General features: G+C 72.8%; 11 protein-coding genes. 8 read left to right on the forward strand and 3 right to left on the reverse strand.

The genetic code is table 11. The annotated features are described in order from the left end of the window. The first annotated feature begins 102 nt into the window (after positions 1 to 102). The 4 genes from ACFYUZ_RS29065 (at position 103) to ACFYUZ_RS29080 (ending at position 4,325) form a co-directional block, all read left to right on the forward strand. Positions 103 to 1,260 carry a helix-turn-helix domain-containing protein gene (locus ACFYUZ_RS29065; protein WP_389314153.1) on the forward strand — a complete coding sequence of 386 codons (1,158 nt, stop codon included), beginning with the start codon at positions 103 to 105 and terminating at the stop codon, positions 1,258 to 1,260. Between the two features lie 71 nt (positions 1,261 to 1,331). Next, positions 1,332 to 2,489: an acyl-CoA dehydrogenase family protein gene (locus ACFYUZ_RS29070; protein ID WP_123452548.1), complete on the forward strand. Its 1,158-nt coding sequence runs from the start codon at positions 1,332 to 1,334 to the stop codon at positions 2,487 to 2,489. Beyond that, the gene (locus tag ACFYUZ_RS29075) at positions 2,490 to 3,359 is read left to right on the forward strand and encodes an acyl-CoA thioesterase (protein WP_389314156.1); all 870 of its coding nucleotides are present in this window, start codon (positions 2,490 to 2,492) and stop codon (positions 3,357 to 3,359) included. Between the two features lie 21 nt (positions 3,360 to 3,380). Continuing rightward, a complete protein-coding gene (locus ACFYUZ_RS29080) occupies positions 3,381 to 4,325 on the forward strand; it encodes a cation diffusion facilitator family transporter (protein WP_389314158.1) in 945 nt (314 codons plus the stop codon). A gap of 13 nt (positions 4,326 to 4,338) precedes the next feature. Here the strand turns inward: ACFYUZ_RS29080 and ACFYUZ_RS29085 are convergent, their stop codons facing one another. Together ACFYUZ_RS29085 and ACFYUZ_RS29090 are read right to left on the reverse strand one after the other, a co-directional pair. After that, positions 4,339 to 5,115, reverse strand: coding sequence for a phosphatase (locus ACFYUZ_RS29085; protein WP_389314160.1), 777 nt, complete (start codon positions 5,113 to 5,115; stop codon positions 4,339 to 4,341). A 66-nt stretch (positions 5,116 to 5,181) separates the two neighbouring features. Then, positions 5,182 to 5,769, reverse strand: a complete 588-nt coding sequence (locus ACFYUZ_RS29090; RefSeq protein ID WP_389314162.1) for a TetR/AcrR family transcriptional regulator — start codon at positions 5,767 to 5,769, stop codon at positions 5,182 to 5,184. An 87-nt stretch (positions 5,770 to 5,856) separates the two neighbouring features. Here ACFYUZ_RS29090 and ACFYUZ_RS29095 point away from each other — a divergent pair, with 87 nt between their 5' ends. From ACFYUZ_RS29095 to ACFYUZ_RS29110, 4 genes are read left to right on the forward strand one after another with little or no spacing between them, the layout of a single operon-like run. Then, positions 5,857 to 7,464 (forward strand): carboxyl transferase domain-containing protein, encoded by a 1,608-nt coding sequence (locus tag ACFYUZ_RS29095; protein WP_030685291.1) that lies wholly within the window; start codon positions 5,857 to 5,859, stop codon positions 7,462 to 7,464. Between the two features lie 14 nt (positions 7,465 to 7,478). Continuing rightward, positions 7,479 to 9,413 carry a biotin carboxylase N-terminal domain-containing protein gene (locus tag ACFYUZ_RS29100; RefSeq protein WP_389314165.1) on the forward strand — a complete coding sequence of 645 codons (1,935 nt, stop codon included), beginning with the start codon at positions 7,479 to 7,481 and terminating at the stop codon, positions 9,411 to 9,413. Further along, complete coding sequence (locus ACFYUZ_RS29105; protein WP_389314167.1) at positions 9,410 to 10,345, forward strand: hydroxymethylglutaryl-CoA lyase; 936 nt, start codon at positions 9,410 to 9,412, stop codon at positions 10,343 to 10,345. The genes ACFYUZ_RS29100 and ACFYUZ_RS29105 overlap by 4 nt, the downstream gene beginning before the upstream one ends. A gap of 8 nt (positions 10,346 to 10,353) precedes the next feature. Beyond that, on the forward strand, positions 10,354 to 11,514 hold the full coding sequence (locus ACFYUZ_RS29110) for an acyl-CoA dehydrogenase family protein (protein ID WP_389314169.1): 1,161 nt from the start codon (positions 10,354 to 10,356) through the stop codon (positions 11,512 to 11,514). Between the two features lie 88 nt (positions 11,515 to 11,602). Here ACFYUZ_RS29110 and ACFYUZ_RS29115 read toward each other — a convergent pair whose 3' ends face one another. Continuing rightward, positions 11,603 to 12,589 carry a LuxR C-terminal-related transcriptional regulator gene (locus ACFYUZ_RS29115; protein WP_389314171.1) on the reverse strand — a complete coding sequence of 329 codons (987 nt, stop codon included), beginning with the start codon at positions 12,587 to 12,589 and terminating at the stop codon, positions 11,603 to 11,605. Positions 12,590 to 12,770 lie beyond the last annotated feature (181 nt).

Here is a 12,770-nt window from a genome sequence, read left to right on the forward strand (position 1 = left end):
GTCCCGGACAACGGCGACGCGCCCTCCACCCGTCCCGGAACCATTCCACCCCCTCTGACGTGGGAGAACGCAAGAGGGGTGGAACGAGCGGGGGGCGGTCCCATGGGTGAGGTCGAGGAGTTCGCGGCGCGGGTGCGCGCGCTGAAGGAAGGGGACGGGAGGAGTTACGAGGCGCTGGGGCGGCGCCTCGGCGTCAGCGCCTCCACCCTGCACCGGTACTGCTCCGGTGCGGCCGTCCCGGAATCGTTCGCCGTCGTCGAGCGACTGGCCCGCCTGTGCGGGGCGACCGCGGAGGAGGTGCGGGAGCTGGAGGAGCGCTGGCGGCGTGCGGACCTCGTCCGCAGGCCCCTGGCGAGGCCGGCCGTACCGGTGCCGGCCGGGGTGACCGTGCCCGGGCGGGTGTCCGCGTCCGAGCCGGCACCCGGGGACGCGTCCGCCCCCAGGGCCGCGCCCGCACCCGCCCCCGTCCCCGTCCCCGCGCGGCCCCGGCGGGGGCGGAAGGCGTGGCTCGTCGTCGGCGCCGTGGCCGGCGTCGTGGCGCTGACCCTCGGGGCCGTCCTGCTGCCCGGGCGCGGACGGGAGCCGCGGGAGGGCGCGCAGCCGGAGACGGCGCCCCCGTTCACGTACACCGTCGCCTCCCTCTGGGAGAACGGCTGCGGACACACCTATCTCGCCGACCGGCCGCCGGCACGGGTCCCCGCTCCCCCGATGTCCGCCGACGCCGGCCGGTGGGCCGGGGCGCTCGGGGCCGTGGACGGCGGGCAGACGCTCGTACGGCTCACGGTGCAGGGGAAGGGGGCCTCCGCCGTCGTCCTCCACGGGCTGCACGTGCGGGTGGTGGGGCGGGCGGCGCCGCTGCCCTGGGCGGCCTACCGCATGGACGAGGGGTGCGGCGGGGCCGTCACCCCCCGCCTGTTCGCCGTGGACCTGGACGCGCCGCGCCCGCTCGCGCGGCCCGTCGACGGGTACGACGCCTCGGGGGAGGAGGGGCGGGAGATCCCGGCCGTGAGGTTCCCGTACACCGTCACCGCCGCCGAGCCCGAGGAGCTGCTCGTCTCCGCCCGCGCGGTCCGCTGCGACTGCCGCTGGTACCTGGAGCTGGAGTGGAGCGCGGAGGGACGGACCGGTGTGGCGCGGATCGCGGACCCCCGCGGGGAGGCCTTCCGCACGAGCGGGCGGGCCGAGGGGAGCCCGGTCCACGCGTACGACCCCGCGAAGGGGCTCTGGATCACAGGCTCGGAGTCTGGACAGGGTGGGTGACCGCTGGGTAACTTCGAACGGAACACACTGAGCAAGCGCTTAGACAATCGGCAGCGACAAGGAGGCGGCTCGTGCGCCGTACCGTATTCAACGAGGACCACGAGGCGTTCCGGGAGACCATCCGGGCCTTCATCGAGGCCGAGGTCGTGCCCGTCTACGACGAGTGGTTCGCCGCGGGCCAGGCGCCGCGCGAGTTCTACGACAAGCTCGGCGAGCTGGGCATCTTCGGCATCAACGTCCCCGAGGAGTTCGGCGGCGCGGGCCTGGACACCCACAAGTTCGAGGCCGTCCTGTACGAGGAGACCTCGCGCGCGGGCGTCCAGTTCGGCGGCTCCGGCGTCCACGTGCTGCTCGCCCTGCCGTACATCAAGATGCTCGCCACCGACGAGCAGAAGAAGCGCTTCCTGCCGAAGTTCGTCACCGGCGAGGAGATGTGGGCGCTCGCCATGACCGAGCCGGGCACCGGCTCCGACGTCGCGGGCATGAAGACCACCGCCAAGCTCTCCGAGGACGGCACCCACTACGTCCTCAACGGCGCCAAGACCTTCATCACCGGTGGCGTCCACGCCGACCGCGTGATCGTCTGCGCCCGCACCTCCGCCCCCTCGGCCGAGGACCGCCGCTTCGGCATCTCCCTCTTCGCCGTCGACACCAAGTCCGAGGGCTACTCCATCGGCCGCAAGCTGGACAAGCTCGGCCTGCGCACCTCCGACACCGCCGAGCTGGCGTTCGTCGACGTCAAGGTGCCCGCCGAGGACCTGCTCGGCGAGGAGGGCAAGGGCTTCTACTACCTCGGCCACAACCTGGCCTCCGAGCGCTGGGGCATCGCCTTCGGCGCCTACGCCCAGGCCAAGGCCGCCGTCCGCTTCGCCCAGCAGTACGTCACGGACCGCACGGTCTTCGGCAAGCCCGTCGCCTCCTTCCAGAACACCAAGTTCGAGCTGGCCGCCTGCCAGGCCGAGGTCGACGCCGCCGAGGCCGTCGCCGACCGCGCCCTGGAGGCCCTGGACGCGGGCGAGCTCTCCCCGGCCGAGGCCGCGAGCGCCAAGCTCTTCTGCACCGAGGTCGCGCACCGCGTCATCGACCGCTGCCTCCAGCTGCACGGCGGCTACGGCTACATGAACGAGTACCCGATCGCCCGCCTGTACGCCGACAACCGCGTCAACCGCATCTACGGCGGCACCAGCGAGATCATGAAGTCGATCATCGCCAAGTCGATGGGCCTGTAAGTGCCCGACGCTCACACGGCTCTGGATGACCTGCTCGACCTGCTCGACCTGGAGCGGATCGAGCAGGACATCTTCCGGGGCGAGTCCCGCCCCTCGATCGTCCCCCGCGTCTTCGGCGGCCAGGTGGCCGCCCAGGCGCTGGTGGCGGCGGGGCGGACCGTCCCGGACGATCGGCTCGCGCACTCCCTGCACGCGTACTTCCTGCGCCCCGGGGACCCGGGCGCGCCGATCGTCTACACGGTCGACCGCATCCGCGACGGCCGCTCCTTCACCACCCGCCGGGTCGTGGCCGTCCAGCACGGGCAGCCGATCTTCCACCTCTCCGCGTCCTTCCAGACGTACGAGGAGGGGCTCGACCACCAGGTGGAGATGCCGCCCGCCCCGGACCCCGAGTCCCTGGAGACGCCGGCCGAGATGCTCCCCCGCCACCTCCCCCGCGAGGTCGCGGACCGGCTGGTCGAGGCGCGGGCGGCGGTCGATCTGCGCTACGCCGGGACGCCCCCGTGGGGGACGGTCGGGCAGCCGCGCGAACCGCGCTCGCAGGTGTGGTTCCGCACCAACGGCAAGCTCGCCGACGACCCGCTGCTGCACGTCGTCCTCGCCACGTACGTCTCCGACATGACCCTGCTCGACTCGGTCCTCCTCGCCCACGGGCGGGGCGGCTGGGCCGTCGGCGACGTGGTCGGGGCCTCCCTGGACCACGCCATGTGGTTCCACCGGCCCTTCCGGGCCGACGAGTGGCTCCTGTACGACCAGGAGTCGCCGACCGCGTCCGGCGGGCGCGGTCTCGGGCAGGCCCGGATCTACACCCGGGACGGCCGGCTCGCGATCTCCGTCATCCAAGAGGGTGTGGTCCGCGTCCCGCGCTGACGACCGGGCATAAGTCCGACCATGGCGGACATCACGGCGGACGGGCCGAAGAACGGTGAGAGCACCTTCACGGTGATCGTGGCGGCGGCGGCCAATCTCGGCATCGCCGTCGCCAAGGCCGTCGCGGGCCTCATCAGCGGATCCAGCGCGATGCTCTCCGAGGCGGCGCACTCGGTGGCCGACACGGTCACCGAGGTGCTGCTCCTGGCCGCGCTCAAGCGCAGCGAGAAACCGGCGGACGAGGACCATCCGTTGGGCCATGCGGGCGAGCGGTACGTGTGGGCGTTGCTGGCCGCGGTCGCCACCTTCGTCGGCGGCGCGGTCTTCTCCGTGTACGACGGCGTCCACACCCTCACCCGCGGCGAGGAGCTGGGCGATCCGGTCGCCTCGTACGTGGTGCTCGCCGTCGCCTTCGTCCTGGAGGGCTTCTCGCTGCGGACGGCGGTCCGCCAGGTCCGGGCCGAGGCGCGGCGCACCCGCACCCCCTTCGTCCGCTACCTGCGGCACACCCCGGACACGACCGTGAAGGCCGTCGTCATGGAGGACTCCGCGGCGCTGGCCGGCCTGCTGCTCGCGGCCGGCGGCCTGCTCGGCGGCCAGCTGACCGGCTCGGGCGTCTGGGACGGGGTCGCCTCGATCCTCATCGGCGCGCTGCTGGTGTACGTGGCCTGGGTCCTGGGCCGCTCCAACGCGGAGCTCCTGGTCGGCCGGGCACTCCCGCCGCGCCTGCGGGAGGCCGTGCACGAGGAGCTGCTCGCGGACGAGCACGTGATCGCGGTGGTCGACCTGACGACCCTGATCCAGGGTCCGGACGAGGCCCTGGTCGCCGCGAAGATCGACTTCCGCGACGGGTCGACGGCCGAGGAGATCGAACGCGCCTGCGACCGCGCCGAGGCGCGGCTGCGCGAGCGGATCCCCGCCGTCCGCCGGGTGTACCTGGACCCCACCTCCCGCCAGGCGCGCTGACGGGCGGGGCGGGTCAGCCCGCGAGCCCCGCCGCGTTCAGCGTGTACTCCGTCAGGGGCTCGTAGAAGCGGGGGTCCAGGACGTGGTCGTCCAGGGGGATCGTGACCTGCATCGTGCCCTCCGCCTCGCCGAGGAAGAGCGCGGGGTCGTTGCAGTCGGCGTAGCCGACGGAGTCGACGCCCCGCTGGCCCGCGCGGCCCGCCCAGCCGTGGTCCGCGATCACCAGGTCCGGCCGGCCGGACTCCCCGAGCGCGTCGAGGATCGCGTTCATCGGCTCCGGCGAGTGCGTGTGCCACAGGCTCGCGCCGCGCTCGAAGACGGCGACGTCGGCGAACTGCACGACGTACCCCTCGTCGGCGACGAGCCCGCCGGGGATGCGGACGATGTCGCAGCCCTGGGCGCGGAGCGCGGCGGCGACCCGGCTGTGGACGTCGATGAGCGAGCCGGGGTGTCCGGTCGCGAAGAGGACCCGCTCGCGGCCCGCGGCGGCCTTGCGCAGCCGGGCGGCCATCCGGTCGAGGCCGTCGACGGTGAGTTCGGGGTCGATGGTGTCCTGGCCGGTCCGGTGCGCCGGGTCGTCGACGACGCCGCACCGCTCGGCCATGACGGCGAGCACGTCCTGCTCGTCGGTCCAGCGGTCGCCGAGTTCGAGGCCGAGCCAGTAGTGCCGGTCGCCGTTGGCGAGCTTGCGGTAGTGGGAGAGGTTGTTGTCGCGCGGGGTGGCGACGTCTCCCGCGATCCGGGTGCGGACGAGGTGCTCGACGAGGGCGGGGCGGCTGAGTATCGGCATGGGGTTCATTCTGGCCGAGCCCCGGAGGCGAAGGACAACCCGTTCCGGCCCCTGGACCGGGCGGGCCTATCCGCCCAGCGCGCCGAACGCCCCGTGCGCGAGCCGCCGCAGCAGGTCCTCCATCGGCCGGCGGCCGAGGGCCGCCAGGTGCGGGGTGGAGTTGAGCAGGCCGAAGACGGCGTGGACGGCGGTGCGGGACTCCGATTCGCCCGTGTCGGGGTACAGCTCGCGCACGACGGCGACCCAGAGTTCGACGTACTGCCGCTGGAGCTGCCGGACGCGCTTGCGGTCCTCGTCCTTGAGGCGGTCGAGCTCGCGGTCGTGGAGGGTGATCAGCGGCCGGTCGTCGAGGGCGAAGTCGATGTGCCCGTCGATGAGGGAGCCGAGGAGGGCGCGCGGGTCCCCGTCGGCCTCGGCCACGCGCAGGCGCCCGCCGGACAGCAGCCGCTCGCTGATGCCCACCAGGAGCTCGGCGAGCATCGCGTCCTTCCCCGGGAAGTGGCGGTAGAGGCCGGGGCCGCTGATGCCGACGGCCGCCCCTATCTCGTCCACGCCGACGCCGTGGAAGCCGCGCTCGGCGAAGAGGCGGGCGGCCTCCTTGAGGATCTGCTCGCGGCGGGTGGGCGCGTCGATCCGCGTCGGGCTCGTGGTCATGGAAGCAATTCTAGACAACCCGGTTAGCGGTCGTTAACCTGGGCGACATACGTTAACGCTCATTAACCGAGCAAGGGAGCTCGAGGGATGCAGCAGGCACCTGTGCTGACGAGCGCGGCGGATCCCGCGTCCGCGGCCTGGCAGGCCAATGAGGCGGCCCATCACGAGCTGGCGGCGACCCTGCGCGCCAAGCTCGCGGCGGCCGCCCTGGGCGGTGGTGAGAAGTCCAGGGCCCGGCACACCGCGCGCGGCAAGCTGCTGCCGCGGGACCGGGTGGACACGCTGCTCGACCCGGGCTCGCCGTTCCTGGAGCTGGCCCCGCTGGCGGCGAACGGCATGTACGGCGACCAGGCCCCGGCGGCCGGCGTCATCGCGGGCATCGGCCGGGTCTCCGGACGCGAGTGCGTGATCGTGGCGAACGACGCGACCGTCAAGGGCGGCACGTACTACCCGATGACGGTGAAGAAGCACCTGCGCGCCCAGGAGGTGGCGCTGGAGAATCGTCTCCCCTGCCTCTACCTGGTCGATTCGGGCGGCGCCTTCCTGCCGATGCAGGACGAGGTCTTCCCGGACCGGGAGCACTTCGGCCGGATCTTCTTCAACCAGGCCCGGATGTCCGGCGCCGGCATCCCGCAGATCGCGGCGGTCATGGGCTCCTGCACGGCCGGCGGCGCGTACGTCCCGGCGATGAGCGACGAGGCCGTGATCGTACGGAACCAGGGCACGATCTTCCTGGGCGGTCCGCCGCTGGTGAAGGCGGCGACCGGCGAGGTCGTCACGGCCGAGGAGCTCGGCGGCGGCGAGGTCCACTCGCGGATCTCCGGCGTCACCGACCACCTCGCGGAGGACGACGCGCACGCGCTGCGCATCGTCCGGAACATCGTCGCCACGCTGCCCGAGCGCGGCCCGCTGCCCTGGTCGGTCGAGCCGGCCGAGGAGCCGAAGGTCGACCCCTACGGGCTGTACGGCGCGGTGCCGGTGGACTCCCGCACCCCGTACGACGTGCGCGAGGTGATCGCCCGGGTCGTGGACGGCTCCCGCTTCCAGGAGTTCAAGTCCGAGTACGGGCAGACGCTGGTCACCGGCTTCGCCCGGATCCACGGCCACCCGGTCGGCATCGTCGCCAACAACGGCATCCTGTTCGCGGAGTCGGCCCAGAAGGGCGCGCACTTCATCGAGCTGTGCGACCAGCGCGGGATCCCGCTCGTCTTCCTGCAGAACATCACCGGCTTCATGGTCGGCAAGGCGTACGAGCACGGCGGCATCGCGAAGCACGGCGCCAAGATGGTCACGGCCGTGGCCACCACCCGGGTGCCGAAGCTGACGGTCGTCGTCGGCGGTTCGTACGGCGCGGGCAACTACTCGATGTGCGGCCGGGCGTACTCCCCCCGCTTCCTGTGGATGTGGCCCAACGCGAAGATCTCCGTCATGGGCGGCGAGCAGGCCGCGTCCGTGCTCGCGACCGTCAAGCGCGACCAGCTCGGCGACGGGTGGAGCGCCGAGGAGGAAGAGGCCTTCAAGGCCCCGATCCGCGAGCAGTACGAGACGCAGGGCAGCGCCTACTACGCGACCGCCCGACTGTGGGACGACGGGGTCATCGACCCGCTGGAGACCCGGCAGGTCCTCGGCCTCGCCCTGACCGCCTGTGCCAACGCGCCCCTGGGTGACCCCCAGTTCGGCGTCTTCCGGATGTGAAGGGCTCCCAGAAGATGCAGAGCATGTTCGACACCGTCCTCGTGGCCAACCGGGGCGAGATCGCCGTCCGCGTCATCCGCACCCTGCGGGAGATGGGCGTGCGCTCGGTGGCCGTCTACAGCGACGCGGACGCCGACGCCCGGCACGTGCGGGAGGCGGACACGGCGGTACGGATCGGTCCGCCGCCGGCCGCCGAGTCGTACCTGTCCGTGCCGGCGCTGCTCGACGCGGCGAAGCGGACCGGGGCACAGGCCGTGCACCCCGGCTACGGGTTCCTGGCGGAGAACGCCGCCTTCGCGCAGGCCTGCGCGGACGCGGGTCTCGTCTTCATCGGCCCGTCCGCCGGCGCGATCTCCCTCATGGGCGACAAGATCCGCGCCAAGGAGACCGTGAAGGCCGCGGGCGTGCCCGTGGTCCCCGGCGCGGCCGACCCCGACCTGGAGGCGGCGGCCCGCGAGCTGGGCGCCCCGGTCCTGCTCAAGCCCAGCGCGGGCGGCGGCGGCAAGGGCATGCGGCTGGTCCGCGACCTGTCGACGCTCGACGACGAGATCGCGGCGGCCCGGCGCGAGGCGCGGTCCTCCTTCGGCGACGACACGCTGCTCGTGGAGCGGTGGATCGACCGGCCCCGGCACATCGAGATCCAGGTCCTGGCGGACGCCCACGGGAACGTGATCCACCTCGGCGAGCGCGAGTGCTCGCTCCAGCGCCGCCACCAGAAGATCATCGAGGAGGCGCCGAGCGTCCTGCTCACCCCGGAGCTCCGGGCGTCGATGGGCGCGGCGGCGGTCGAGGCGGCGCGCTCCTGCGGCTACGTGGGCGCGGGCACGGTCGAGTTCATCGTGCCGGGCGGCGACCCCTCCTCGTACTACTTCATGGAGATGAACACCCGTCTCCAGGTCGAGCACCCGGTGACCGAGCTGATCACCGGCCTCGACCTGGTGGAGTGGCAGCTGCGGGTCGCCTCCGGCGAGCCGCTGCCGTTCGCGCAGGACGACGTCCGCCTGGACGGCTGGGCGATCGAGGCCCGGATCTGCGCGGAGGACCCCTCCCGGGGCTTCCTCCCCTCGGGCGGCACGGTCCTGGCCCTGGACGAGCCGCGGGGTGCGGGCGTGCGGACCGACTCGGGGCTCGCCGAGGGCACCGAGGTCTCCTCCCTCTACGACCCGATGCTCTCCAAGGTCATCGTGCACGCCCCGGACCGCCCCACGGCCCTGCGCAAGCTGCGTGCCGCGCTCGGCGAGCTGGTCACCCTGGGCGTGCCCACGAACGCGGGCTTCCTGCGCCGCCTCCTCGCCCACCCGGACGTCGTGGCGGGCGACCTGGACACGGGTCTGGTGGAGCGGGACGCGGAGAGCCTGGTCCCGAGGGGCGTCCCGGACGAGGTGTACGCGGCGGCGGCGGCCGTGCGGCGCGCGAAGCTGGCCCCGGCGCCCCGGGACGGCTGGACGGACCCGTTCGACGTGCCGAGCGGGTGGCGCCTGGGCGGCACCGCGAAGACGCTCGCCTTCCCGTTCCGCGTGCCGGGACTCGAACCCGTCACGGTCGGCGCGCCGGACGGCGCCCGGGTCGCGGACGGCACGGTGACGGTCACCGTGGACGGCATGACCCACACCTTCCACCGCGCGGGCGACTGGCTCGGCCGGGACGGGGACTCCTGGCACGTGCTCGACCACGACCCCGTCGAGGCCGCGCTCTCCGGCGCCCGGCACGGCGGCGCCGACACGCTCGCCGCGCCGATGCCCGGCACCGTGACGGTCGTGAAGGTGGCCGTCGGGGACGAGGTGGAGGCCGGGCAGAGCCTGCTCGTGGTCGAGGCGATGAAGATGGAGCACGTCATCTCCGCCCCGCACGCCGGCACCGTCACCGAGCTGGACGTCACGCCCGGCACCACCGTCGCCATGGACCAGGTCCTGGCCGTGGTGACGCCCCGCGAGGAGGAGGACGCATGAGCACCGGACTGCCGATGACCGTGCCCGACCCGTCCCTGCCCGCCCGGGTGCGGATCCACGAGGTCGGTGCCCGGGACGGGCTGCAGAACGAGAAGACGGCCGTCCCGACCGGGGTGAAGGCCGAGTTCGTGCGGCGGCTCGCCGCCGCCGGTCTCACGACGATCGAGGCGACGAGCTTCGTGCACCCGAAGTGGGTGCCGCAGCTCGCCGACGCGGAGGAGCTGTTCCCGCTCGTCCGCGACCTCCCGGTCCGGCTGCCCGTCCTCGTGCCGAACGAGCGCGGTCTCGACCGCGCCCTCGCGCTGGGCGCCCGTGAGGTCGCCGTCTTCGCCTCGGCGACCGAGTCCTTCGCGAAGGCCAATCTGAACCGGACCGTCGACGAGGCGCTCGCGATGTTCGAGCCGACCGTCACCCGGGCCATAGAGGCCGGGCTGAAGGTGCGGGGCTACCTCTCGATGTGCTTCGGCGACCCCTGGGAGGGCGCCGTGCCGGTCGAGCAGGTCGTCCGGGTCACCAAGGCCCTCGCCGACATGGGCTGCGACGAGCTGAGCCTCGGGGACACGATCGGCGTCGCCACGCCGGGGCACGTCCAGGCCCTGCTGACGGCCCTGACCGGGGCCGGGGTGCCCGTCTCCCGCGTCGCCGTGCACTTCCACGACACGTACGGACAGGCCCTGTCCAACACCCTGGCCGCCCTGCGGCACGGGGTGACCACCGTCGACGCCTCCGCCGGCGGCCTCGGCGGCTGCCCGTACGCGAAGAGCGCGACCGGAAATCTCGCCACCGAGGACCTCGTGTGGATGCTCGACGGTCTCGGCATCGAGACCGGGGTCGATCTGGCCGCCCTCACCGCCACGAGCGTGTGGATGGCCGAACAGCTGGGCCGGCCCAGCCCCTCCCGTACCGTCCGCGCCCTCTCCCACAAGGAGTGACGAAAGACATGTCCCTCGACCACCGGCTCACCGAAGAGCACGAGGAACTCCGCCGTACCGTCGAGGAGTTCGCCCACGACGTCGTGGCGCCGAAGATCGGCGACTACTACGAGCGGCACGAGTTCCCGTACGAGATCGTCCGCGAGATGGGCCGCATGGGTCTCTTCGGGCTGCCGTTCCCCGAGGAGTACGGCGGCATGGGCGGTGACTACCTGGCCCTCGGGATCGCCCTGGAGGAGCTGGCCCGCGTCGACTCCTCCGTGGCCATCACCCTGGAGGCGGGCGTCTCGCTGGGCGCCATGCCGGTCTACCGCTTCGGCACGGAGGAGCAGAAGCGGGAGTGGCTGCCGAAGCTGTGCTCCGGCGAGATGCTCGGCGCGTTCGGTCTGACCGAGCCCGGTGCGGGCAGTGACGCGGGCGGCACCCGGACGACGGCAGTGCGGGACGGCGACCACTGGGTCATCAACGGCTCGAAGTGCTTCATCACCAACTCCGGTACGGACATCACGGGTCTGGTGACGGTCACGGCGGTCACCGGCCGCAAGCCCGACGGCCGTCCGCTGATCTCCTCGATCATCGTGCCGTCCGGCACCCCGGGCTTCACGGTCGCCGCCCCGTACTCGAAGGTCGGCTGGAACGCCTCGGACACCCGTGAGCTCTCCTTCGACGACGTCCGCGTCCCGGTGGGGAACCTCCTCGGCGAAGAGGGCCGCGGCTACGCGCAGTTCCTGCGGATCCTGGACGAGGGCCGGGTCGCGATCGCGGCGCTCGCGACGGGCCTCGCCCAGGGCTGTGTGGACGAGTCGGTGAAGTACGCGCACGAGCGGCAGGCCTTCGGGTCGCCGATCAGCACGTACCAGGCGGTCCAGTTCAAGATCGCCGACATGGAGATGAAGGCGCACATGGCCCGGATCGGCTGGCGGGACGCGGCCTCGCGGCTGGTGCTCGGCGAGCCGTTCAAGAAGGAGGCGGCGATCGCGAAGCTGTACTCCTCCACGGTGGCGGTGGACAACGCCCGTGAGGCGACCCAGATCCACGGCGGCTACGGCTTCATGAACGAGTACCCGGTGGCCCGGATGTGGCGCGACTCGAAGATCCTGGAGATCGGCGAGGGCACCAGCGAGGTCCAGCGGATGCTGATCGCCCGGGAGCTGGGCCTGCCCGCCTGAGCCACGGCGACGCCGCGAGAGCGCCCGCCGCACCGGATCCGGTGCGGCGGGCGCTCTCGTATGCCGTCCACGGCCCCACGCGCGCCGGCTACAGCCAGCCGCGCTGTGCGGCCTTGAGGCCCGCCTCGAATCGGCTCGTCGCGTTGAGCCGTTCCATGAGGGCCGCCATCTGCCGGCGGACCGTACGGACCGAGACGCCGAGCCGCTTGCCCGCGCCCTCGTCCGTCAGTCCCGACGCCAGGAGCCGCAGCAGCTCGCGGTCACTGGCGCTGACGCCGTCCTCCGGGCGCTCCCGGTGGTCGGCGCCGAGGGGCACGGCCGTCTCCCACGTCTGCTCGAAGAGGGAGAGGAGAGGGGCGAGGATGCCCGGGGCCGAGGTGCACAGGGCACCCAGCTTCGAGTTCTGCGGGTCGATGGGGACGACGGCGGTCCGCCGGTCGAAGATCAGCATCCGGGGCGGGAGGACGGGGCTCGTCCGCACCAGACCGCCCCGCTCGGTCGTCCACTGCGCGTAGGCGAGCGTCGGTCCGTCGTTGCGCGCGCTGTCCTGGTACACCGCCCTGATCTGGACCCCCCGCCCCAACGCGGCCTCGTCCAGGGGCCGTCCGGCGTCGAGGCTCCGCTGCGACTGCGCGCCGCCCGGGATGATCGACTGGCACTCCTCTGCGAGTCCCCGGGCCAGGACCACGAGCCGCTCCTGGATCGCGTCGAGCCCGACCAGCCGCTCGGTCTGCTCGGTCTCGGTGTTCGGCCGCAGATCGGCGTACTCGGCGACCGCACGGGCGACGGCCACCTTGCTCTGCGCCAACTCCGCCTGCTTACGCGCCAGTTCCACCTCCTGACGCTGGATCATCAGCTCCAGGCCGACCTCGGGCGAGACCGCGCGCAGCCCGCCGGCGGACTCCCGCGACGGGGTCAGCAGATCCCGGTCCACGAGTCGGTCCAGGGCGTCCCGCACACGGGACTCGGTCATCCCCAGACGTCCCGCGAGCGCCTCGATCCCGCCACCCGGAACCGTCAGCATCGCTCGGTAGACGGACTCCTCGTCCCTGTCGAGCCCCAGCACTTCCAGCACGTCAACCCCCCCTTGGGTCGCATGAGCCTGACAGGGCGAGAAGTTACCCGATCTTGGTCGGGGCGCGCCCGGGAGGCGGGGTGTGACCTGATCGTGCCAGACAGCTTCAGGACAGCGGAGAAGCCTTCCGGGGGTCTCGCGGGGACGGCAAGGTAGTGGTCACGAGGGCGGACGCGGTCAC

The sequence above is a fragment of the Streptomyces sp. NPDC004266 genome, assembly GCF_042874095.1.
Lineage (GTDB): Bacteria > Actinomycetota > Actinomycetes > Streptomycetales > Streptomycetaceae > Streptomyces.